This window comes from Parabacteroides sp. KHUB-01 (assembly GCF_056640935.1).
The window spans coordinates 2640633-2664571 of sequence record NZ_CM153256.1 but is presented as its reverse complement, the minus strand read 5'-3'; the positions used below and the strand labels follow the sequence as shown (position 1 = coordinate 2664571).

14 protein-coding genes are annotated in these 23939 nt (G+C 39.8%); 1 reads left to right on the top strand and 13 read right to left on the bottom strand.

The features are described from left to right. Positions 1–108: 108 nt before the first annotated feature. Positions 109–1899 (top strand): DUF4091 domain-containing protein, encoded by a 1791-nt coding sequence (locus tag ACYIAR_RS11360; RefSeq protein WP_480329675.1) that lies wholly within the window; start codon positions 109–111, stop codon positions 1897–1899. A gap of 125 nt (positions 1900–2024) precedes the next feature. Here ACYIAR_RS11360 and ACYIAR_RS11355 read toward each other — a convergent pair whose 3' ends face one another. From ACYIAR_RS11355 to ACYIAR_RS11295, 13 genes are all read right to left on the bottom strand, one after another. Next, positions 2025–4733: a BamA/OMP85 family outer membrane protein gene (locus ACYIAR_RS11355; RefSeq protein WP_480329674.1), complete on the bottom strand. Its 2709-nt coding sequence runs from the start codon at positions 4731–4733 to the stop codon at positions 2025–2027. Between the two features lie 57 nt (positions 4734–4790). After that, on the bottom strand, positions 4791–5546 hold the full coding sequence (locus ACYIAR_RS11350) for an isoprenyl transferase (protein ID WP_480329673.1): 756 nt from the start codon (positions 5544–5546) through the stop codon (positions 4791–4793). Positions 5547–5668: 122 nt separating this feature from the next. Continuing rightward, on the bottom strand, positions 5669–6394 hold the full coding sequence (gene porG, locus ACYIAR_RS11345; protein ID WP_480329672.1) for a type IX secretion system protein PorG: 726 nt from the start codon (positions 6392–6394) through the stop codon (positions 5669–5671). 20 nt (positions 6395–6414) lie between these two features. Further along, positions 6415–7782: a DUF6242 domain-containing protein gene (locus ACYIAR_RS11340; RefSeq protein WP_480329671.1), complete on the bottom strand. Its 1368-nt coding sequence runs from the start codon at positions 7780–7782 to the stop codon at positions 6415–6417. A gap of 359 nt (positions 7783–8141) precedes the next feature. Further along, positions 8142–9122: a bifunctional diaminohydroxyphosphoribosylaminopyrimidine deaminase/5-amino-6-(5-phosphoribosylamino)uracil reductase RibD gene (ribD, locus tag ACYIAR_RS11335; RefSeq protein WP_480329670.1), complete on the bottom strand. Its 981-nt coding sequence runs from the start codon at positions 9120–9122 to the stop codon at positions 8142–8144. A gap of 156 nt (positions 9123–9278) precedes the next feature. After that, on the bottom strand, positions 9279–15056 hold the full coding sequence (locus ACYIAR_RS11330) for a T9SS type A sorting domain-containing protein (RefSeq protein ID WP_480329669.1): 5778 nt from the start codon (positions 15054–15056) through the stop codon (positions 9279–9281). Positions 15057–15058: 2 nt separating this feature from the next. Continuing rightward, complete coding sequence (locus ACYIAR_RS11325) at positions 15059–16708, bottom strand: hypothetical protein (RefSeq protein ID WP_480329668.1); 1650 nt, start codon at positions 16706–16708, stop codon at positions 15059–15061. A 22-nt stretch (positions 16709–16730) separates the two neighbouring features. Further along, on the bottom strand, positions 16731–17825 hold the full coding sequence (locus ACYIAR_RS11320; protein ID WP_480329667.1) for a FimB/Mfa2 family fimbrial subunit: 1095 nt from the start codon (positions 17823–17825) through the stop codon (positions 16731–16733). Positions 17826–18181: 356 nt separating this feature from the next. Then, on the bottom strand, positions 18182–18415 hold the full coding sequence (locus tag ACYIAR_RS11315; RefSeq protein WP_480329666.1) for a DUF2442 domain-containing protein: 234 nt from the start codon (positions 18413–18415) through the stop codon (positions 18182–18184). An 11-nt stretch (positions 18416–18426) separates the two neighbouring features. Next, complete coding sequence (locus ACYIAR_RS11310) at positions 18427–18684, bottom strand: DUF4160 domain-containing protein (RefSeq protein ID WP_480329665.1); 258 nt, start codon at positions 18682–18684, stop codon at positions 18427–18429. A 332-nt stretch (positions 18685–19016) separates the two neighbouring features. After that, the gene (locus ACYIAR_RS11305) at positions 19017–21065 is read right to left on the bottom strand and encodes a fimbria major subunit (RefSeq protein ID WP_480329664.1); all 2049 of its coding nucleotides are present in this window, start codon (positions 21063–21065) and stop codon (positions 19017–19019) included. Between the two features lie 234 nt (positions 21066–21299). Then, a complete protein-coding gene (locus ACYIAR_RS11300) occupies positions 21300–22733 on the bottom strand; it encodes a DUF3868 domain-containing protein (RefSeq protein ID WP_480329663.1) in 1434 nt (477 codons plus the stop codon). 174 nt (positions 22734–22907) lie between these two features. Further along, on the bottom strand, positions 22908–23504 hold the full coding sequence (locus ACYIAR_RS11295; protein WP_480329662.1) for a DUF3575 domain-containing protein: 597 nt from the start codon (positions 23502–23504) through the stop codon (positions 22908–22910). Positions 23505–23939: the final 435 nt, after the last annotated feature.

Below are 23939 nucleotides of genomic sequence, written 5' to 3'. Positions count from 1 at the left end.
TCTGATATATTAGTTAGTATTGCACATGCAAATAATTGTTGATAACTTGGATTAGATTATTTTCTAACACTGTAAGCCTCAAAGTGGCTTACCTAATAACTATTATATATGAAGAAACATATCATTTCATTGACTTTATTAGCCTCGTGCTATGTTTTACCAGTCTATTCACAGATTGATTTACCAGAATGTAATATTCAAGACTACACAGAGCTGAATGATCCGAAACCGGGAAACAATTCGGAAGAGTGGGATAAAATCGTTCGTAAGCCCGTTTTCGCATGGGGAACTATAGATGAAAGATACGGCAAACATAGTATTCCACAATATTCAACATCCAAAGTGCACAAAGCTACTGCTTGGAAAAATGAAAGGATAAATGCTCAAGCCATTTTGTTTACCAATACAAATATAGACAAAGCTATAATTGAGGTTTCCGATTTAAGCAACGGTAAATACAAAATACCAGCCTCAGCAGTCAAAGCCAGCTTCGTGAGATATGTAATGACAGACGAACTTAATAAGGATGGCAAAGGAGGTTGCGGCGACCGTTCTGACAAATCACAGTGGGATTCCTCTCTGGTTGCCGATGTTTTGGATGTAATAAAAATTAAAGATATAGCGGCCAAAACTACTCAGCCTGTATGGATTAATGTTCACGTTCCTGAAGATATACCAGCAGGAAAATATAAAGGAACTATTTCAATAAAAGGAGAGAATTTCAGCAAACAGACTTTAAATATCCAATTAGAAGTTCTGAACCGTACTCTTCCTAATCCTGAAAACTGGAAATTCCATCTAGATTTATGGCAGAATCCATATTCTGTAGCAAGATTCCATAATGTTCCTTTATGGAGTGAAGAACACTTTGAGAAAATGAAGCCTGTAATGAAAATACTGGCTGACGCCGGACAAAAGGTTATCACAACTAGTATAATGCACAAACCTTGGGCAGGACAAACCGAAGACCATTTCGACAGTATGATCACCCGAATAAAAAAGATTGACGGAAATTGGGAATACAACTATGCAGTATTCGACAGATGGGTAGATTTCATGATGAACGAAGTGGGAATAGATAAACAAATAAACTGTTATACTCTTATTCCTTGGGCTTTGACTTTCGACTATTACGACGAAGCAACAAACAGAGTTCAATTTATAAACGCTAAACCTGGCGACAAAGCTTATAATGAATATTGGGGAAGTTTCCTTAAAGATTTCGCAAAGCATCTGAAAGAAAAAGGCTGGTTTGAGAAAACAACAATAGCTATGGACGAACGTGGTCTGGAAGCAATGAAAGAAGCTATAAAAGTTATCAAAGCTGCAGATCCGAATTTCAAGATTTCTCTTGCAGGTAATTATCATGAAGAAATACAGGCAGACTTATACGATTTATGTCTTGCCTACAGTCATAACTTCCCAGAAGAAATAAAAGCCGATAGAGAAGCAAAAGGCAAGGTCAGTACAGTTTATACCTGCTGTGCTGAAGCACGACCAAACACTTACACATTCTCACCAACTGCAGAAGCCGTATGGATTGGCTGGCATGCTATGGCAGGCAATTACGACGGATACTTGAGATGGGCTTACAACAGTTGGACAAAAAATCCACTTCTCGATTCCAGATTCAGAACTTGGGCAGCAGGAGATTGTTATCTTGTTTATCCGGACGGAAGAAGTAGTATCAGAATGGAAAGACTAATTGAAGGTATCCAGGATTTTGAAAAAATCAGAATCCTTAAGGATGAATTCTCAAACAAAAAACAGGATAAAAAACTTCAGCTTTTGAACAACACTGTTGATAACTTCACACCTGAAGGTCTAGCAAAAACTCAGGATTCAATGACAGAGATGGTAAATAAGGCTAAAGAAGTCTTGAACAAACTTTCAAGATAATAATACAGTTTACAAGGTTTCAGAAACGAGTTGACAAGAGTTGCAATTCTTCAACCCATATTAATAAAAAACACCGGTACTTAGCTCAAATACCGGTGTTTTTATGATTGAATGTATTCTTCAAATTAGAACTCCTGACCAATGATGAAGTGGAAGTTACTTCCGCTTCGTTCTGTTGTAGTTCCATAGTTAGGAGCGTCGAAACCATAAGCCCAGTCGATACCCATCAAACCAATCATTGGAAGGAAGATACGGACACCAACTCCGGCAGAACGTTTCAAGTTAAATGGATTGAATTCCTTTATTGATTTCCAAGCATTACCTGCTTCAACAAACACAAGTCCGTAGATTGTTGAAGATGGTTCAAGGATAAACGGATAACGAAGTTCCATTGACAAACGTGAATATGCATAACCATAAGAACTATATCCACCATTACCTGCGATACTACCGTTTTCATAACCACGCAAACCAATTGTCTCAGTAGCGTATGTTGTTGAATAACCTGTCATACCATCACCACCCATATAGAATGTTTCGAACGGTGAACGCTTATTTTTGTCATACGAACCAAGGAAGCCATATTCAACACGAGTCATCAACACCGGAGTTCTCTTAACTGTCATCGGGGCAAGAGGTGAGAATATCTTAGCCTTGAACTTCCATTTGTAATATTCAATCAATTTGAACTTGTCCGGATCCTGATCGTCCATTGCTCCATAGTCCTTACCATCCCATAATGAATAAGGAGGCGTTGCAGCTACTGACAATGAGAACTGAGAACCACGACGAGTGTATAACGGATTATCAATAGAGTTACGTTGGAACAACAACTCAAGGTTCACATTATGACAAGTACCGTTGTTTACAAGGAAGTAAGCCCAATCCTTCATCATATAAACCTGATAGTTCAAAGTAGCCATAAACTGGAAATAGTCATCCGGCCAGTTCAAACGCTTACCATAACCGGCTGCCAAACCGAACATCATAATTGACTTGTCAGGGTCAAGCGCCAACTCATAGCTTCCGTTATCGTAATAACCTCCATAACCATAGCCTGGATAATAACTACCATAACCATAGCCATAACCACCATAACCATAACCACCATAACCATAGTAAGGATAATAGCTTCCATAATAGTTATTGTAATTACTCAAATAGTTTGTACTGATATCTGTCTGTTTAGAGAAATAAGCACTTACAGACAATGTATTCGGACGTTTTCCTCCAAACCATGGATCCATGAATGAAATACTGTACGCCTGATAATATCTACCGTTAGTCTGACCGGACAAAGTCAATGTCTGACCTTCACCCTGAGGAATGATACCCTTATAAGACTTAGGATTGAAGAAGTTCTTCATTGAGAAGTTTGTAAACTTCAAACTCAATTTACCAATCACACCAGTCTGTCCCCAACCGGCAGAGAACTCAATCTGGTCGTTTGCTTTTGACACAAGATTGTATTCAATATCTACAGTTCCGTTTTCAGGATCTGGAATAGGACGTGGATTCATATTTTCCGGGTCAAAGTGTCCCATCTGTGCCAATTCACGAATTGAACGGACCAAATCTTCACGGCTGAACAACATACCTGGTTTAGTACGCAACTCACGGCGAACAATATCTTCATACAAACGGTCATTACCGTTAATGATGATACGGTTGATTGTAGCCTGCGGACCTTCAGTCATACGGATTTCCAAAGCGATAGAGTCATTCTCAACCTCAACTTCAACCGGGTCTGCTGTAAAGAACAAATAACCGTCGTTAAGGTAAACATTTGACATCGCATCCTCATCAGTAGTCAAACGTTCCTCAAGTTTCTTCTGGTTGTAAACGTCGCCGGCTTTCATACCGAGAACAGCAGCCAAATAGTCTGTAGAATATTTAGTGTTACCTACAAATCGTATATCTTTCAAGAAATACTGCTGACCTTCATCAACCTTCAAATAAATATCAACCTTCTTATCATTATAGTTAACTACACTGTCAGCCAAAAGCACGGCATCACGATAACCATGTTCGTTATATTTTGAAATAAGGTTCTTCTTATCGTTTTCGTATTCCTCAGTAGTAAACTTCTTCGTACTGAACATTTCAAGAATACTTGATTTCCAGTCGTTGAACAAGCTGAACTTTTCATTAGTTTTCTTCATCGCCTTCTTCAAATCGCGAGCTGTCAGCGCGTTGTTTCCTTCAAAGTAGATACGATGAATCTTAGTTTTCTCATGTTTATCAATATGAATATCCAGAATTACCTCATCTTCATTTGAAAGATCGTCTTTCTGAACAATATTAACGTCAACATTCTTGAATCCTTTACCATCAAAGAACTTCTGGATAACCGTTTTTGCACGATCCACAAGGTTTGGAGTAATCTGGAATCCCTTTTTCAATCCAAGCTTAAGTTCCAAATCCTCACGTTCACCCTTTTTGATTCCGTAATAGTTCACTTGTGAAATACGCGGACGCTGCTTCAAATCGATCTGAATCCATATTGAATCGTTCTCGATTTTTGTCGCTAAAATCTTAACGTCAGAGAACAGTCCATGTTTCCAAAAGCGTTTTACTGCCGTTGTAATTTCGTCGCCCGGCACAGTAATCTCATCACCAACTGACAAGCCGGAAAAACCAATTAATACAAAATCATCATAATTCTTTATACCCGACACTTTTATATCCGCAATCTTATATTTTTGCGGCGTGAGCGAGTATGAAATCACCGGCAATTCTGCCGGCTGCTCAACCTTGGTAGTGTCATTCTCCTGAGAAAATACTCCGAGAGTTATTCCCAGAAAGAAAAACATCATCACTAGTTTTTTGTACATAATTAATAACAGCTATTATTTTTTTATTCTTATTCTCTTGCTTGTTCAAACATCGGACTATTTATTACAGTCGCAAACCTGCTCGCTGGTTTTACCAAAACGCCTTTCTCTCTGCTGATAATAGAGAATTGCCTTATAGAATTCTTCATCTCTGAAATCAGGCCAGTAAACAGGCGTAAAATAAAATTCAGTATACGAAAGTTGCCAAAGAAGAAAATTACTAAGTCTTTGTTCACCTCCCGTACGAATCAGCAAGTCCGGATCCGGAAAATCTTTTGTTGTCAAATGATTTCCTATCCATTCCTCGTTTATATCTTCAGGTTTAATCTTACCTTCAGCTGCTTCTGCCACAGCTTGTCTCATTGCTGATATTATCTCCCAACGTGAAGAATAACTCAAGGCAAGTATAACAGTAGTTCCTGTGTTCACTGAAGTTTCCTCAATACATTCCATCAAAGTTCTGTAAGCATCTTCAGGTAATCTGGTCAAATCACCTATAGCCGACAGACGTACATTGTTCTTCATCAAGTCCGGTGTTTCATGCTTAATCGCAGTAACCATCAAACTCATCAAAGCTACGACTTCCTCTTCCGGACGATTCCAGTTTTCCGTCGAGAATGTGTACATGGTGAGATACTTCACACCAAGAGAATTTGCCGCCTCAACAACACGGCGAACAGAAACAACTCCCTCCTGATGTCCCATATAACGTTCCATGCCTTTCGACTTTGCCCAACGTCCGTTTCCATCCATTATTATCGCCACATGCTGTGGGATAAGGGACTTATTTATTTGGTCTTTAACAGAATGCATATTTTTTTAGTTTTTGAGTTTGTAAGTTTTTGAGTTGATGAGTTGACGAGTTGACAAGGTTATTAGTATATAATCTTCTTAACTACTTGACTTCTTGACTACTTAACTCCTTGACTCCTCCCTTACATATACTTTATATTATTACAAGTCTTACACTTCGGGCCGAAACTCCACGTTAGCGTAACGACAAACAATGAATACCAATCTTTATTCTTCAACAGACTGCCTGATATTTCATACGGATCGTCCATTATAGAATTATCCGCTCCTGTAACATCAACACGGTCACTGAATACTTTTCTGAACGACAACTCGCAGCCCAAATTAAGGCGGCTTGCCAACTTATATTTTACACCTACACCTAATGGTATATTAAACGCAGCCATAGTTTCACCCCCCAAACCAAGTGTGAGCCCCATTCCCGCAAATATATACGGCGAGAATCTCTGCGCATTCATATAAGCATAACGGTCGCTGTATGGCATAAAGTTGAATTCCATCTGTCCTCCAAAATCAACCAGGCTACGTTTGAACGAAGCCTGAGCATTTCCAGGGAAAACATTCTCCAATCCTTCCGTTGAACCGGAAACTTGCGCCCATGTAAGGTTCGTCTTTACTGCCCAACGTAGATTCGGAGTGTAACGGAACACTGCTCCCAATGCCGGATTCAACCCTTTGAAGAATGAATTCTTATTCATATCACCCATATAATATGACCCTCCTGCCATTCCTCCTATCTCAAACAAATAATCTTCTTCCTCGTCATTCTGTGAATACGATGGAAGTGAGACAAAAGCAAACAGCAACAGAAAAATTGTCAGACGGCAATATGTATTCAATCTTCTCAAGTGCTATTGTTTTTTATTTCTTATTTTCTTAAGAATCCCAAACGATTCACTCGTCCACGCCAATGCTCATTGATTTCAGAGCCTGTTGCAGACTGTTTTCCACCAATTATATTAAGTGCATTATCATTGTCAACAATCATTGACGCAAATCCACGCGCTGTATAATTCTTTGGCAAAACAACCAAAGTATCAACATAAGCCCATGTAACTCCATTGTCAATAGAATGATAAATATCTTTTAATGCCTTTCCAGCTTCATCGATTCCGCCCACAAGATAATACTTGTCATCATAATATGCCAAAGAAGCACCTTCTCGTTTTGAAAAATATGAAGATTTTATATCTGTAAGCATTGCCCAAGTCAAAGCATCGGTAGTTGACCATGCAGAATTCACCAAAGCATTTTTCGATGTACGTCCTCCAGCAATAAGCAAACGATCGCGAAACATAACTTCATGTGAATCTTTGGCAAAACCACTCAACGGGAAATCATCAGGCATTTCTGCTCCATAGCTCCAAACTCCGTCCTTATCCATTCTTCCGAATTTGATAACGCCATTATCGTCAATAACTGCAGAAAGAGCCGTCGGCTGGTTTACATTTTCATTCAATGCTCCCATAACCGCCTTGATTTTAGGAGTACCTTCCATCAATATCCAGTTTGCAGCATCAGTCGAAACATACAGCGAACCATCACTAGCAGGAACATATAGCGAACCATTAAATGAAGTCATCTGGTCCAACTTAAGTCCACTAGCAGGCAAACCACTAAGAACTTGCTGGCTCCATGACTTAGGAGCAGACATTTCTGCTGTATACATCTCATAAGCCTGTTTCCCCTGAGGCAAAGTATACATTATATACTTATCTGTGTTTCCGCTAAATTCATTTGTTATTACATTCACGTCCGTCATTGTATAAGGCAATACATTTAACGAATAAAGGTTCCAAGGCAAAGAATCCGGAACCTGAGTATGAATATTTACCCAAGCATCATATTTACGAACAGAACCGGAATAGTCTGAAAGAAGAATTTTTACCGGTTTTGAAAAATCTATTGAATCACTTTCAGAGTAATCAATCGTATCACCTGATGCCTCCTGATAAACCCTGACACTTGTCACAGCAGAACCATAAGTCAACTTACACAAAGCCTTTTCCATAACTGTTCCTACAGGCATGGAGTCGAGGTTATGAACCTCATTCGCAAGTTGGTCTATAGTAAACTTAAGTGAATCAAGTCCGTCGATTGAATCATTTGTCAATGAAAATGTCAACAACTGCGCATTCTTTGTCCCCTCATAATAATACTCGCTCGACGAACCGAGGCAAGAAGTCATCACCGCCATAAAGCAGCCGCTTATCAACAGGATAAATTTTTGTTTCATCAGTATCTTTGTTATTGTTTTTTAGCCTAACAACTTTTACTCCTTGAAATACATAAAATGTTGTATGCTTCGATTATTTAATCTTGTCAACTTTTAAATTAAGCATCTTGCGAAACTTACAGATAACAAGTTGACAAGAAGACAAGTTGACAAGATTGTTGGATAATAATTAGTGAAATTACAGGTATTCTGATCTTGTCAACTTGTATCTGAAGCCTTGTTAACTTTTAAGTTGAGCAACTTGCGAAACTTAAATTATTTATCTTCAAGCTACAAAAGTATAACTTTTTTTCCTTTAATGCTTAAAATGAAGAATATTTATAGATTTTTCATACGTAACAGAAATATTGGACAAACAATCAAAAAATCCGCGGAGCAGCAACCCCTTCGCCAAGTTCTACATTTGCAGTCTCAATCCATGCTTCGTCCCACATTGACAAGTCAATAAACTGCGAAAGCAAATTCGAACCGCCTTCAACAAGCAAAGAATGAAGCTTGCGCCTCATCATCTCATCCAATATCTGCTGAATCACATTTTCCGAGAAATCAATATTAATATATGTAAGGTTTTCTCTGTTATCAGCCTTCTTTTCTGTAAAAACAAGAGTTTCTATGCTTCCATCCATAAGATGAAAATCCTGAGGTATTCTTAAGTTGCGGTCAAGCACCATTCGGACAGGATTTTTCCCACTCCATTTCCTTACATTCAGAGATGGATTATCAAGCAATGCCGTATTGGTTCCGACAAGTATTGCTGCCGATTCAGCCCTCATTTTATGAACTCTCACCTGCGACTCCGGTGTTGAAAAAACAACAGGTTTTTCTTTTGCCGATTCTCTTATCTTGTCTATAAACCCGTCTTTGCTCTGAGCCCATTTCAAACGAATATATGGGCGATGTTTTTCCTGCACTGTCATGAACACTTTGTTCAATTCCCGTGCCTCTTTCTCCAACACACCTGTCACCACCTCTATTCCCGCCTCGCGAAGCATTCGTACACCTCTGCCGGAAACAGCAGGAAAAGGATCAAGACAAGCCACCACAACACGCGGTATTCCTTTACGTATAATAAGTTCAGAACAAGGAGGAGTCTTTCCATAATGTGAACATGGTTCAAGGCTGACATATATAGTGGATTTACTCAACAATTCTTCATTTTTAACCGAAGCTATGGCGTTCACCTCAGCATGTGCCTCGCCGCAACGGCGATGATATCCTTCGCCTATTATCTTTCCATCGCATACCACAACGGCACCAACCATCGGATTCGGTTCCGTATGTCCTGCTCCGGAAGTTGCAAGCTCAAGGCAGCGGCGCATATATTTTTCTTCAATATTCATCTTAATGTTTGTTTTGAGGGCAAAAGTAAGAAAAAAGAGCGAAGGAGCATCAAAATATAAAAATGAAACACAGAGGCACTAAGACACAGAGATTTTAATTTATACCGGATAAATTTACTCTGTGTCTTAGTGCCTCTGTGTTTAAAGACTGAAGCCTTACTTAACTCTTACCTTAACTTTCGTCTCACCGGCTTCCGTCTTCGCATATACAATATAAATGCCTGAAGCAACTCTCAACCTGCAATTTGAGCTTCCCAAATCAACTCTGTTTTCCACCATTCTTCCGGACATATCAAAAACTCTGACTTGTTCCAAAGTTTCGGATGGCGAAGCCGCAATCATCAGGTTGTTGCTGCTCGGTGAATACACGCAAATATTACTTTCAACGGTTATTCCTCCCTTGGTTGTTATTGTGTAACGTCCATGGTTTTCTCCGTTTACGCGTAGTGTATATGTATCACCGTCAAGCAACACGCTCTTTCCTGTAAGCGCGTCATGCAAATACAAAGAATCCACGAATTGCGACATTCCTTCTATTGTCACTTCCACTTCTTCATCTTCTTCTGCATATACTCCCAACGGTATGTTCTGCATATCCTTTACTTTATTTACAGCTGCTGCGCAATTACCTGCTACTGTATATACCATCGGTATTTTCAATTCAGAATCCAGAAGGGCTACGGCATCCTCGTCAGACATATATACATTTTCTGCAAAATCACTCTGTACTACAAATGATACGCTCTTTCCCTCAGCTCCTTTTGCCAATATGGTCAGCTGTGGGTTGGTTGCTTTGAATGCGCGAGTTCCAGGATTCTGATTTGTTGCTTCGTCCTGCGAAACTGTCATATTGATATTAAAGGTAACAACCGCCGGAGTAGGAACCTCTGTATCCGACTTTGTTTCATTCGGAGTATAGTCCTTATGTTCCACAAAGAATGCTTGCATTGGGGCGATATAACCAGATTTCATACCATCACCCCAAACTACATCAGGAGTCCCAACAGAAGCATTACCTTCATTATCTATTATCCAATATTTTTCTCCTAATACAGCTTTATTTCCTTCATTAAAGAACTTACTCATATCCAAATAAGCCATATAAGGATTACCGATTAGGAAATGGTCTCCGTCACCATCAACAGAAGAAGACAAATCTAATATTATAGTTCCATCTGTTGTTCCATCTGTTGTTCCATCTGTATGCAACTTACCGCTATTCTGTCTCGAATCCGGTTTTGTTGATAACGCTTTTGTCTCATATTCATATTTAGAATCATCTTTAGGCAAACGGACCAATACATCACTGATATCATTATTATCACTTTCCACCCTAGAATAGAAACCTTTACCTACAGAATAAGGAACCCAAACATCATTATACTCGATACTCCAATTGGATTTAACAACTTCTACATCGTTTGACGTTGTTCCATCCTCTTTTGTAGAATAAGTAACCGCCTTATTCCAAGCCTTCTGATAAAATGGCAATTCCCAACGGCTGTTAGTTCCAGGTATTTTATTATATGTAATTTCATCAAACGCTGGAGTTTCCTGTCTTCCAGTTGCTGCAGGCGCATACATATCCCCTGCATAAACATCCTTCAATGGAGAAGACATCCAATAAGGGTTTCCTTTGGTCATTTCAAAATCAACACGTGCTTTGTCATAGGTAAGCAAATGCTGGTTCAATAGGGTGGCTCCTGGCTTGAAGTAGATTTGGTCTACTTTGTTGATGTAGTAAGGGACAATATCTCCATTCGCATTGGCTACAGCCATTTCGTAACGAATAGAATCAGCACTACTATCCCAACTAATCAATACATTATAAGTCTTACTTCCAACTGTTAATTCTTCAACTTCTGGAGACTTTAGTGCCAACTCCGTCTCTTCCGGAATCGTAATCTTTGTAAAATAAAGAGGAGAGAAAGCCTTTGCAATATCATCAGAGCCATTTGCATCTGTATCAGCAACTTTTCCGTCCCATCCCTCAAAATAAAGTTCTTTCTTAGTTGACTGACTCCATTTACTTTCATCATACCAATTATCAGTAGATTTACCTTTCCACGTCAGATATTCAGGAACAATCTTGACTGGCAATGAGATCAAGCCATCACATTCACTATCTAACTGCTTACCCGAATTATCATATTGAACAAATGGTATCAATAGTTCATAGCGTTGCCCTTCCTGCAAATACGTCTTTGCATCTTCATTCAATTGTATGGTGACAGTTCCATCTAATGCATCCCTATTTATCGACATATCTGTCGCTTCACCTATCTCTGGATATTGCGCCTCAATATTATTTAGCATAATAGGGACACCCAACATATTGGAGAGTCCTAGTGACGATGCACTTGTTGCCATACTATTTTCAAAACCTGCTTGCATTGGAACTATTAATTGAAGACTTACCCCCATATTAACACGCCCTAACCGTAAAGAGACTTCTCCTTTGAACGGATAAGTAATACTATTACCCAATGTAAATCCCGGGTGCAACTCCGGTACATCAGTACTATACAATGGAACCGGTGCTGCGGTAATTTCCGTACAATAAGATGTATTAGCCACACCCTCTGTAACAAAGGGCATAGCCACTAATGAGTCAGCAGAAAGTAACCAACTAAATTCTTTTTTATTAGTAACTAATTTAGCATCTTCCGGATTCAATAATTCCAACAAAGTTGTTTTTATAGATTCCTCATTGCTACCAGCACTAACAGGCCATCCATTAACATTCGAATATGTTATTTCTTTGTCATTAAAATAATCAACCTCATTCCTAACATAAACCAACATATTCTTCAGATCATAATCAGCTGCAGAAACTTTCCAATATTCCTCATAGCCGCCACCTAAAAACCAGTCAAAACTATATTTGACCTCTGTCAAAGGTTTGCCATTGTCTTTACTCAATAACTGAGCAGAGATTTTCCGTTGCGTACCAGCACATGCACGAGCCGAAAGATCCGTTTCAGCTTCTACCGTAATTTGGATAGAGCCATATATTGTAAATGGAGATATTAAAGTACAGATGTCTTTCAGATTTAATGTTCTTCCTATACCACTTGCTATTGCAGAAGCACTCTGCAAAACAACATGATATTGACCTGTAGCCTCTTTTTGTTTACCATCTTTCTCTATAACCAGCTCACCCTTACTTTTCAGATCGGTATTTCTTACGTCCACCGTATAAAGATACATAATGTCATTATCTTTATCATACCAAGGCACACGAATACGAGGAATATCTAAGCGACTCCAAAACGTTTTCATTAGGTCATCATACGCATTAGCTTCGTCCGTAGTCATTGGATCCAGATCCTTAATTTTTGACAAATCAGAAACTGTCAAATATCCATTAGGAATAATATCTGGTATTGTTATATCCTCTTCTTCTGTCAACCAAGTTGGTTGATTTATACTACTGCCATTTTGTAATTTACTTTTGAATGAATTCCAGTTAGTACCATTACGTAAATAAATATAATCCTGAAGAGCTCTCAAATTAAAAACCCGTTCCCATTTCACTGCCTCTTCATGAGTAGTGGGATAATTAATAACATTATTATCCACAACTTCTGGAGCTCGTGTTGTAACAATCGTTCGATATGAAAAAACAACTCGAGGATCATATTCACTTAAATCTTTATTAATCCGGACCCAACGGTAAACATCTTCCTCACCTGTCTCCAGATCCGTAGGTCCTAGTAAAATTGGTTTAAGTTCTTCAACACCCAAATTATCCGTAGAGGTTATATCACACGTTACTGCATCTGGTCTCGAATCGTCAAGGCCTTCTACGAATGAAAAATAAGAATTAAAAATATAACTCTCGAAATTTGCTTGCGTAAGAAAATTAACGCCGCTTCTATCATACACTGGCGCGCCATTCAATCCCAAACGATACTTCAGCAATTCAACATCAATACTTTCACTTCCATCTGCATTACCAGTACGACGAACAACACTATTCCAATCCGTAACAGTTGTAGAATTTTCAGAATAAGCCATATTCCTCAACAAGGTATGATAATCCGAACTAACCGTCAATGAGTCTGCCTCACAAGCATCCAAACGAATAACTTCGATGTTCGGCAAAGTCTTATACACACGCACATCGTCTATCGCGTAATCCGCACCATCCGTATGCGGCTCGTTGTTCTGAACTTCAAGGTGGAAGTCTCTATATTGATCAATCTCCGCCGGCAAGACAACGCGATAGTAAAGTTGCTGCCACTTCATCAAATTGTGATTAATCTTATTTTTATTATATGCGGTCAACGCGTCTCCGGAAGTAAAGAAGTGTAAAACCTCATCCTCGCGGGTACCCGGATTTTTCCCTTTCAGAATTAAATTAATATTAGGAGGAAGCGGATAGGCTCCCGTATCCGTTGGCTTGGGTCTTGTCATATCAGCCACCCAAGCGGTTACCACCAATTCCGTTTGCCCACACAGCGTTCCTTTAATCGGGACATCCACCAATGTTCCCGGATCGTCGGAAGCGTCTATATAATAAAAGAAACCGTACTTACCATCCCTTGCATGAGTCCGATCATATAATACGGTATTAAGATATACATTCGCATCCCCTTCCATAGCTTTCATATATGGAGGAATCCACTTGTAATACTTTTTATTAGAGCCAAAATCATACGGATAAAGATATTGTTCTCCTCCACTTAATCCCGATTGAGAGATTCCCGGTAAGTTCGCGCTTCGATACAACCCATATTGATTTTGAGAAGACGTAAGAAATTCCCTCAAACAAGGCAAATTCTTAAATACAAAACCATAAACCGTCTCGCTCGAATTCATCGGTTTATCCGCAAGATTTTCTTTATAATCAGTTAAAGCGGATATTACGTTATCCTGATCAAAATCAACGACACCGATTTCCTCATACAAATCTTCCCGCAATTCCGGTTTTCTACTCTCATTCACATCCTCTTCCAGCTTAAACCCAGTTTCTTCTACCGGATTAAACGTATAGGTTGCCAAGAAAGGACTAGGTTCACCTTTTTCACTAACCGCTATCACGTTAACGACTACGGAGCTTGTATACGTCGATAAATCTATTTGCTCTACTTGGTACCTATATTGGGTAAAATCCTTATAGACAGCGTCTCCTATACTGTACTTAAATTTATTTCCGGAAATCAATTTTCCCGCATCGTTGTACCAGAAATAATTCTGAGGCAAGGAACGCATCGAAAAATTTATATTCTCGCTTCCCGCCGGATAATCTATCTCGTACTTTTCTAACTGTCCGTTCTTTAACGCATCCGCACATTTCGAGGCCGGACGGATAATATATTTATAACGTTTTAATAAAGTTGGTTCCTTAAATGTTCCTTCATCTTTGTTTGCGCCAGTCAATTGAGTAATGTCATAGTCGGTATAATTACTGACATCACAATACAATACATCTTCATTACTACCTAAATCAGCAGGCGCCGTATATTGTATTGTTGAAGCGCATGACGATAAATGAGCATATTTCCCGTCGCTAGTTTTGTTTGTGTTATAAAACCCATCGTACCACCACAAGCCATCTGTCGCGTCACGCAAATCAGAAGCGTACGATCCTCCATAAATGCTTCCTCCTCGCGCGGTAGCTTCCGTTTGACTCAATTCTATGTCTATTCCTTTTATTTTCCCTCTTGCATGATACCAATGCACATACCATTTATAAGTCGCGTCTCCATGTCCGTCATTAATCTTCAATTCAGGGATAGATAATACGCGAGGCGTATTCGAGTCCACATAGATAATCTCCGTTTTCGTATGCACCGTATCCCTGTTGTCAGCCGCTGTAATTGTCGTTTTCTTTTGCCCCCACCCTTTCAAACCAGCACCAAACGCCATCAGGACCACCAGTGCCAATAAACGTGTGGCTTTTAATATATTATTATATTTTTGTTTCATGATTAGTTTCCTCCGTCTTTTTGCTTATTTCTTATAATCAATGTATAAGGTAATATAACCTCTACCCCCTTATCATTCACAGCGACAAGGTTCAGCTTGATCGTAGCACTTGAAGCTTTCGATAATTCCTGAACAGTTATTGTGAAAGAACCGGATACTTTTGTTTCATCGTAGGTTGTACCAGATTGATCTACTTCCGCCTTATGTAATACATAGGCCCACTTTGGTTTTGTTGTGGCAGGATAGGTCACAACCCACCATTCTAACTCATCATTTTCTGATTCTGATGGTTCCAATAAATATTCTTGAGCGTTATCCTCCGTTTCACTCATCAATGCCGCATAGCAATAATGATCTGCAGACGTTGTATTTTCACCTGTATAATACTTCAATTTCCAGTCCGTAGCGGAGCCATTCAGAGAAGTCAGACTATAGTTGATTGTTATATCACCACTATGATCCGTCTCAAAAATCCTACTAGCAACATCCACGCCACTTTTAAATTCGTATCTAGCTGGCAATCCACCAATCGGCATATGTTGCTGCTCAAAACTTACCAAAACATTAGCATTTGATATAGATATTGGAATCTTTAACCAGTCATTCCTGCGAATAAAAAAGAATTTAGTAGATTTTCGTTCCTTATCCTTTTCAATACCATCTCCTGCTACATCAAGAGCTATTTCCAAATCGCTACCATTTTCTCCAACGCTTTTCTGATTTGTCTCATTAATGTAAAAAGTATAGGTACGTTTATTGGCGTTCTCATTTCCATTATCATATTTAAGAATGGTTTTGTTCTCATCAGTTGGAGTATAACTCCAATCTGTTCCTTCAACTTCTTCTGGAAAAACTGGATTCATTAAATTTTCTTCTCCTATTCCCAGCAACAAATTAGGTTTGTCCGGATCATTTATTATAGCGTCATAAGGCAAAAGATATATAGAACCGGATCGACGAAATTTACCCATCGTCAAATTGTTGACAGTTAAATCCACACCAGTTAAATTTGTAATATCAATACTAACCTTACCAAACAATCTAATTAAATAAAGCGAAACCTTGTTTTTATTAATATCTTCAGAAACATTGCGTTTTTCACCATAACTACTCATCGGGATATAAGACGTACCATTACCTCCATTATAATTACTCAAATCTTTCAACTCAACTGTAGTTTTTCTAAGTTCAGAAAAAGACTTTCCTTCCCAACCATCAATACTAACTGTCGATTTCAGTTCAGTTAAATTTGCGAACGCATAAAAAGTATAGGTCTCACCTATCGGCAATTCCATCTCCACTTCGGTTTCTGTATCGTTATCTTGATCAGGATTATTATTAGCTTTTGTATCAGAAATGACACGATCAACAATACCATTATTATTGACCACAACAATCCTCCAGTTTTTAATGTAACGCTCAAAATAATCATCAATAAAGTCAGGATCTATTATATCATTATCTCCAGCCGCCCTCGTATAAGCCGGAGTCGAATTATCCAACGCACCAAGAGAGATCACCATAGTCGCATATTGCGTTTCCGGTTCCACCATCTCACCCCCCTCATCCTTCGAGCACCCGCCCGAAAGCGCCAATAGCAGCAATGAAAACATTGCCGCTATCGAATATTTATATTTTCTTATATCTTTCATAATATATATTCCTCCATAACTTTTATAATTCCCCATTATTAAGTCTGATCACCCAGTCCTTAACCTGAATCTTATAGCAAGCATAGCCTACAACAGGATGCGGAGGTTCCGGTCCGTCAGGATCTTCTGGTCCGTCTGGCTCATCAGGTTCATCTGGCTCATCCGGTTCATCAGGTTCTTCCGGACAGTCCGGACACAGAATAGGAGTCAAGAAGAAAATGATGGAATACTCGTCCTGACGGTCCAAATATTCCTGCGCGCTGATATTATGACCTTCCATCTTAGTAAGCAAAAGATATGAAGGAAGATTAATATTGAGGACATCCTCCTTCCAATCTTTATGCCGTACAATAAGGCGATAATTCTCGCCATTCATCAGTCGCATTGTGTTCATTTCGGCAACGGCAACATACTGTTTCAGCGTGTCTCCTATTGCAACGTCAGGGTCTTCGGATGCTATATTTACATTGTCAATGAAGTAAGGTTTATAAGTTATTACCGGATCATCAATCAATGAATTGTCATAATCCATATAACCATTGTCCGCAGTAATCTCAAAAGTGAAATCCTTCACGTTCATGCTATAACCTTCTGTGTCCTGAAGGATAAAGCGGAGACGGTTGGTGTTCTTCGCCAATGAAATTTCTTTTTCTTCCTGCGATTTCCCGGTAACAACCAGAGTGTCCAGGCTGTGCCACAGCGGTGTAAGCTCGTTTGGCTGTGTAGCGTCACTGTTTCTCAAAGTTCTCACTTTGATATCCTCAATGGTTGATTCTCCGGGAGTAAGTTGAGGCAATTCATACGATGCGTCGCTCAGTCCGGCCCAAGTAACCGCATAATAGGTACCCGGCTCAACATCCAGAACCACATTATTAGCCTTTAGTTCGTCGCCTTCGATTTGTCTCTTCGTAATGAAATTTCCTTTGTCGTCGCATAGGAACAAAGAGACTTGTGAAACCTCTTTCTGGAAAGCGTCTGCAAATTTAATGTTATAATCATACACGAAATGCAGGCGGTATTCACAAGGTTTCAACGAGTCGTCGTGAATATAGTCGCAAGCCCACAATCCCAGGGCAAGAGCCGACATAGAAAAATAACTTAACCAATTCCTTGTCATATCGTTTTGTTTTATTTGTTTTCATCCTGTTGTTGTATTGGAAGGAAAAATTGAAAGGAGAAAACAAGTTGACAAGGTTTCAGATACAAAGGGTCAAAACTAAATCAAACACAGAGGCACAAAGTCACAGAGGTAATATATTGAGAATAAATAAAATATAAACCCTGAATTTCCCGTCCCAACGGATTTGCAATCCGTTGGGTAGTTTGCGTGGATTTGAAATCCACTTATTAATTCGGGATTACAAATCCCGAGGGGTGAACCATCGGATTGCAAATCCGATGGAACGGAAAAGCATTCTACTTTTCGGTTATTCTTGGGCTATTGCACGTTCCCGTCCCAACGGAGGAAACCGTTCAAGCTTCCGGCAAAGAAAATAAATATTCAGGAGCAAAATCCGCCCCGTTTTCCCATTCGATAGTATTGAACTTTATGGTAAACCGCTTGAAAAAATCTATATCCTTCAACGGCTCGAACACTTTGCCTTTCAGGGAAGACTGCAAGTCCACAACTTTTGTCACATGGTTGTTGAACCATAACCGTATGCGATATCCATCCACATATTCGGCTTTTATAACTTCCGTAAACATATCCGTATCTTTTATTTTAAAGGTTCTATTTTTTCCAAAGAATCACCGTTGCATGCTCTGTTCCAATTGTCAATCAGCTCATTGCGATGCAGTTCTGCCCATTCAAGAATCATTTTGAGTGCACGTCCCGGCATTTCCCCTTTCACCACACCATCTTTGATTGTTACAATAACTTTGTATTCACCATACCAAGCGTGAAAATGAGCCGGAGCGTGATCCGAATAATTCATCCAAATGATTATTCCATAGAAATAACTAATTTGTGGCATACCTCTTTTCGTTTTGATTATACCCACAAAGATAACATAATTTCCGGAACAGCAAAGCAATTACGAAGTTTTCCTCTCCAATGGATTTACAATCTTATCATCTCGTTTTTTCCTTTCTCTTCCAATACTTCAAAGATCTTTTCGCCGACTGCCCGGCACGTGTTCCCTTGCCTCCGGCCAAGGAGACAAGGGTAGGGATTTATGTATCCCCGATATAATCGAAAGTATTCTACTTTTCGGTTATTGTTAGGCTATTGCCTGAAACCGTCCCAATGGATTTGCAATCCATTGGGTAGTTTGGGTGGATTTAAAATCCACATATTAAATTGGGATTAAAGGATGATATCATCGTTAGAACGAACTACCCAGTTCTTGACGTAAATCTCGACATTGAAATAGTACTCATCCTCCTCGTCATCCTTATCTGGTTCCGGTTTTTCCGCTCCGGAAAGACCCAGGCCACTGATACCCGTTACAGTCATGTCATAAATGTTGTTACGCACGATAGCGAATTCCATGACAGACATCTTTGTTGAGATGTTGTTGCTGGCATGACGGATCCAATACGGATAGTAGCATACACCTCCATCATAAGGCAGAACTACCGCATTGATTTTACCCTTTCTTTCATCAGTCAAGAAATCGTTACCGTCAATAGCGTCATTCGCATCAAATAGCTTATCTTCACTAAAATCATCATCACTGTTATCATATTTTCCATCTTTATTTGTATCATATGTCTCTTTCAAGAAATCTATATATCCAAACGGATCAGAGAATCCAGCCAGCAGATGTTTGAAGAAATCAGCAACCTTGGTGCCTATTATATTATTTTTTGTGAAATCGCTATAGCTGTAAATCGGAATATTATCCGTATTCTGATTCAACGGCTCCTGCTGTGTCCACACAAACTCATTAAAGATAGCCTCATAGTCCTTGTAAATGTTTCCTTCGTAAACATAGAACTTGAAATCAGCCGGAACTGTAGAACTACTACTTATACCGTCATAACCCGTTCCGTCCGTTTCGCCATTATAGTCAATTTCTTCAGCCTCAACTTTTCCGATTGCCGTACCGGAAACAGTTGTTTTAGTAACTGCCCACTTCTTAGGGAAGTAAGTTGCCTTAAAGAGTGCCCCGGTAGAATAGCCGTTCTTTTGCATCTTTAAAGAGGTAGTGTTCTCCTGCGTGTATGCCAGATGCAAGGGGAATGTAGCATCATTGTTTGAAGACAAATTCACTACTCCACTAAAACCGCTCCACATATCAGCATAATTATCACCGACAAAATCGTTGTCATAGCTCAATGTAGCATCTGTTGAATACAAAGTCAAGTTTGCGCCTACCAATGCGTCTCTCTCATTCAAGTTGCCCGAAGTTGGTATGATTGTCTCTTTAGCTCTTGTCCATGGGTCAATCACGTAGTTCAGGGCAATTCCTTCATTGCCAGCTAACTCATTGCCCAATAACAGATCATTAGTTGCCTCTGCCGGCAGATCCGTATAACCATTGGTCAACTGTGGAGTCACCCGCTTCAGCAAATAAGTACCGCTGGTCAGCTTGTTGACGATAGCCACCTGATCCAGACGGACCTTGGCTTCTGTATCTTTTCCGTTGTTAACTGTATAAATAAAGTCGTTGATATCATTAGCCTCATTAATGCGTATCTTGGCGGCCAAACGCTCAACATGAACCGAAGCGGTCGGAGCGTTCGTAGCATTCGTACCCGCTTTTAAGGTTACCTTATCAAAGATTGAGACTGAACTACCATCACTATTATATGTATCATTATGAGTAGACATTACGAAACCATTAGTGGAGTTCCAAGCTTCTTTTTGAAGAAAGTTCGCCAACTCTGATCCTTCATTAATATCATCCTCGTTGATACGGTCACACAATACTTCTTTTCCACCAAGGTTGGTCACAGCAATAATACCGTAAGTCTTCCCATCAAAAGAATTCGCCTGTTCTGGATCGGTCACAGTAATAGTTACCGTTGCAGTCGTGCGGCTGTGCCATATTTCACTACTGGTTTCCATCTGAGCTATGCCATCTTTATAACCCGCAGCCACCAGCTTACTCTCTTTCTTAAAGGAGGTTACGTCATCATCCCCGTCTGCTTCATTCTTATACAGGATCACTGTCACATCGTTCACCTTATATTCGCTTACATCACCAATTTCCCCAGGAGGATTATCTCCTTCTTCACCTCCAGTAGCCTTTGTTGTTGGAGTCGAACTGATTGTCACCTTCATATAGGTAGTCGGTCCATCAATCCCATTACCATTTCCACTTTGATTCTCATCCAAAACATCCTTCGTACAACTTACGAAAGCTGTCGCAGCAAACGCCAACGGCAATAATTTCCATTTCAGTTTCATAATTATAATATTTAATTGTTAATAATTATCTTTTAGCTTACAAGAGATTCAACACACAGAATAACTTCCCGTAATTTCCAATCCCGATTCCATTATTAGGATTGCAAATCCACCTAAACCAACCAACGGATTGCAAATCCGTTGGAACAGAAGACACGGAGTACACAGAGATTTTAATTCTATTTATTCTCAACAAATTACCTCTGTGTCTTTACGCCTCTGTGTTTAATCCTCCTATTTCGATGCCCCAACCATCTCCAAATTCACCTCAACCTGAGATTTCACCTCACTCTTATCCTTAATGCTATCAAGAATATTCTTAGCCTCATCCATTTTTCCCTCCAGCATAAGAATAGCCGCACGGACAAGCTGTTTCTGAGGACAGTCGGCAGCTTTGGCAAGATAACGCTTAGCCTTGTCGAGCTGGCGGGTATTCACGGCATTTACGGCAGCATTAAGATTTGAAACTGGGTCGTTAGGATACATACGAACGGCAATCTCGAACACTTCGCCAAACTGCTCGCTGTCTTCGTCATACTGCTGGGCAACGGCAAACATTTCGCTCAGGCTGAGTTTGGACGGGTCGGTATAGATGATTTCCTTAGCCTCTTCCACAGTGAAGCTGCGGATAGTATAGTCCACACGATAATCGGAGTGGCGCAACGCAGGATAAACTTCCTGAAGAAGCACTTTATATGATGCGCCACCGTTCAAAGCCTTCAGTTTCCATTCGCGGGCATCCCAATCTTCCGGCTCGTCCGCACGGATAATGGCAAGGATTTCGTCCTTATCCTGCAAGTTGCCGTTCTCAACAGCCTTTTCCAGACCTGCCCAATCTTCCGGCTCAAAGTCAATAGAGAAACTTACATCACTCAAACCATATGTCTTTTTAACATAGTCCGCAAGAGATTTCGCACGATGTTCGGCAAGATATGCGTTGTTCTTATATGTTCCTTCCGGAGAAGCATAACCTTTGATTGATATGCCGGTAATTGACGCATATTTGTCACCACGCACAGCCTCTATTGTCTCACGTATTCTGTTAAGTTCTTGAGGATTCTTACGATATTCCGGATATATCTCAGTCTTGTTTACAGGGAAGTCAAGGAATGCGCTTCCATCCAGATGACGGGCTTTGATTGCTTCCTGGTCCGGAACGATATAAGCAAGAACAGGGTCAATAACAACCGGCACAGAAAAATCCATTGTGAAAAGATTGTTTTTGTTCTCTGACAATTCTTTCCATCCGCAACCGCAATCGTCCATCACCATTGACACATCAGCCTTCTCCATCCAGTCGGCATAAGGAGTGCGGACCATATAATCTATTGTTTGCTCGGTGTTGTTGCGACGGCGCACAGCAACCTCGCCCGTAGCGGAAGCATCGCGGTCCAATCTCTGATAAAGTATATGACGGCTCCTGCCGTTGATGATCATAGGAGGCAAAGCACGCACACTGTCGCCGCTCTCCACCAATGGAGTGCACACAAGAGACTGTCCACCTGATATTTTAAGGTTGGAAATATCTACCTTCATTGAGATAACAAGGTCAGAGCCTAATTTCTCAGCATTCTTTTCTTTCACCAGAATGTCTGTATCGGCACTATCCTGGGCGAACGCCATGGCTGAACAACCCAGCATATATAATAATGTATTGAATAGTTTCATTATTTAAAATTTTAGTTTTAACTTTATTAGGGGACTAAATAACGAGGGGGAGAGTTAACAGAAGAGTTGACGAGTTGACAAGTTGACGAGTTGACAAGGTTATTAATATATAATCTACTTAACTCCTTGACTTCTTGACTTCTTGACTCCTTGACTCCTAAACTCCTAAACTCCTCAAAACATATAAACCGCACTCACAGCTGCCTGTGTTGGTCCAACATAATGCTTCTTTACTGTACCATCCTTTCTGCCACAATTAGTGCAAGGATATTTTTCAGATTCGAGATACAGATAACCGACGCCAAGTGTAGCCTCAATGTTCCAATGTTTGCCTAACACCCAACTGTATCCATAGCTTATACCGGCACCCGTAGCCCAGCCCTGATGGCGCTCACCTTCAGTGCCCAGCAATTTTATATCAGAAATGTTGTAGATAAAATAAGGTATGTGCAAACCCAGGAAATGTCCATAGAACGTTTCGCAGAACCAATAGCGAGCCTCAGGATGCAGCCTGAAGTGCTTGATAGATTTTCCATAACTTCCGTCATCATTCTTTCCGGAGAAAGGATTAAGACCGGCTTCGACGTTCAAGCTCCAATGTCTTGCCAGACGAAGTTCCAAACCGATATTAGGAGTTACTGTTGCCCAATACAAAGCATTAGTTTTAACACCCAACACAGCTCCTCTGTCCTTCTGCAAATCATTCTGAGAAAAAGCTACAGAAGACAATGAGCATAAAATAACCAAAGATATTATTAGTCTTCTTATCATAATATATAATGTTTATCCCTTAACAGAATCAGTTTTCACTGATTCATATTAATATAATTAGCACTAAAATGAAGAGCAGGGTGCCATCACGGCTGCCTACTCCTATAAAACCTTAACTATGAAAAAATGTCATTCTTTAATTAGGATAATTTTTTCAAAAGCCTTGGCTTTTATTATTCGAAAATTCTGATTTATTTGTCTTTATATCATACTTAATATTAATTTCTGATATAAAGCCGACTAAACCTTAGAGGCAGGGAATCTTCACAGACTGCCTGCCACTTGACTATTAACCAAAACTTTAACTATGAAATAAAAATTATTTTTACCAATATCAATTCTTTCATTATAAGCGGAAATACATCCGCAATCTTTATTAGGGAGGTTTTCTCAAATCAACAAATACACGCACTAGTGGTAAAAAAAAAGGGACGT

Coding starts and splice junctions, on each gene's coding strand:
- ACYIAR_RS11360 (WP_480329675.1), top strand. CDS start 109: ATGAAGAAACATATCATTTCATTGACTTTATTAGCCTCGTGCTATGTT.
- ACYIAR_RS11355 (WP_480329674.1), bottom strand. CDS start 4,733: ATGTACAAAAAACTAGTGATGATGTTTTTCTTTCTGGGAATAACTCTC.
- ACYIAR_RS11350 (WP_480329673.1), bottom strand. CDS start 5,546: ATGCATTCTGTTAAAGACCAAATAAATAAGTCCCTTATCCCACAGCAT.
- ACYIAR_RS11340 (WP_480329671.1), bottom strand. CDS start 7,782: ATGAAACAAAAATTTATCCTGTTGATAAGCGGCTGCTTTATGGCGGTG.
- ribD (WP_480329670.1), bottom strand. CDS start 9,122: ATGAATATTGAAGAAAAATATATGCGCCGCTGCCTTGAGCTTGCAACT.
- ACYIAR_RS11330 (WP_480329669.1), bottom strand. CDS start 15,056: ATGAAACAAAAATATAATAATATATTAAAAGCCACACGTTTATTGGCA.
- ACYIAR_RS11325 (WP_480329668.1), bottom strand. CDS start 16,708: ATGAAAGATATAAGAAAATATAAATATTCGATAGCGGCAATGTTTTCA.
- ACYIAR_RS11320 (WP_480329667.1), bottom strand. CDS start 17,825: ATGACAAGGAATTGGTTAAGTTATTTTTCTATGTCGGCTCTTGCCCTG.
- ACYIAR_RS11315 (WP_480329666.1), bottom strand. CDS start 18,415: ATGTTTACGGAAGTTATAAAAGCCGAATATGTGGATGGATATCGCATA.
- ACYIAR_RS11310 (WP_480329665.1), bottom strand. CDS start 18,684: ATGCCACAAATTAGTTATTTCTATGGAATAATCATTTGGATGAATTAT.
- ACYIAR_RS11305 (WP_480329664.1), bottom strand. CDS start 21,065: ATGAAACTGAAATGGAAATTATTGCCGTTGGCGTTTGCTGCGACAGCT.
- ACYIAR_RS11300 (WP_480329663.1), bottom strand. CDS start 22,733: ATGAAACTATTCAATACATTATTATATATGCTGGGTTGTTCAGCCATG.
- ACYIAR_RS11295 (WP_480329662.1), bottom strand. CDS start 23,504: ATGATAAGAAGACTAATAATATCTTTGGTTATTTTATGCTCATTGTCT.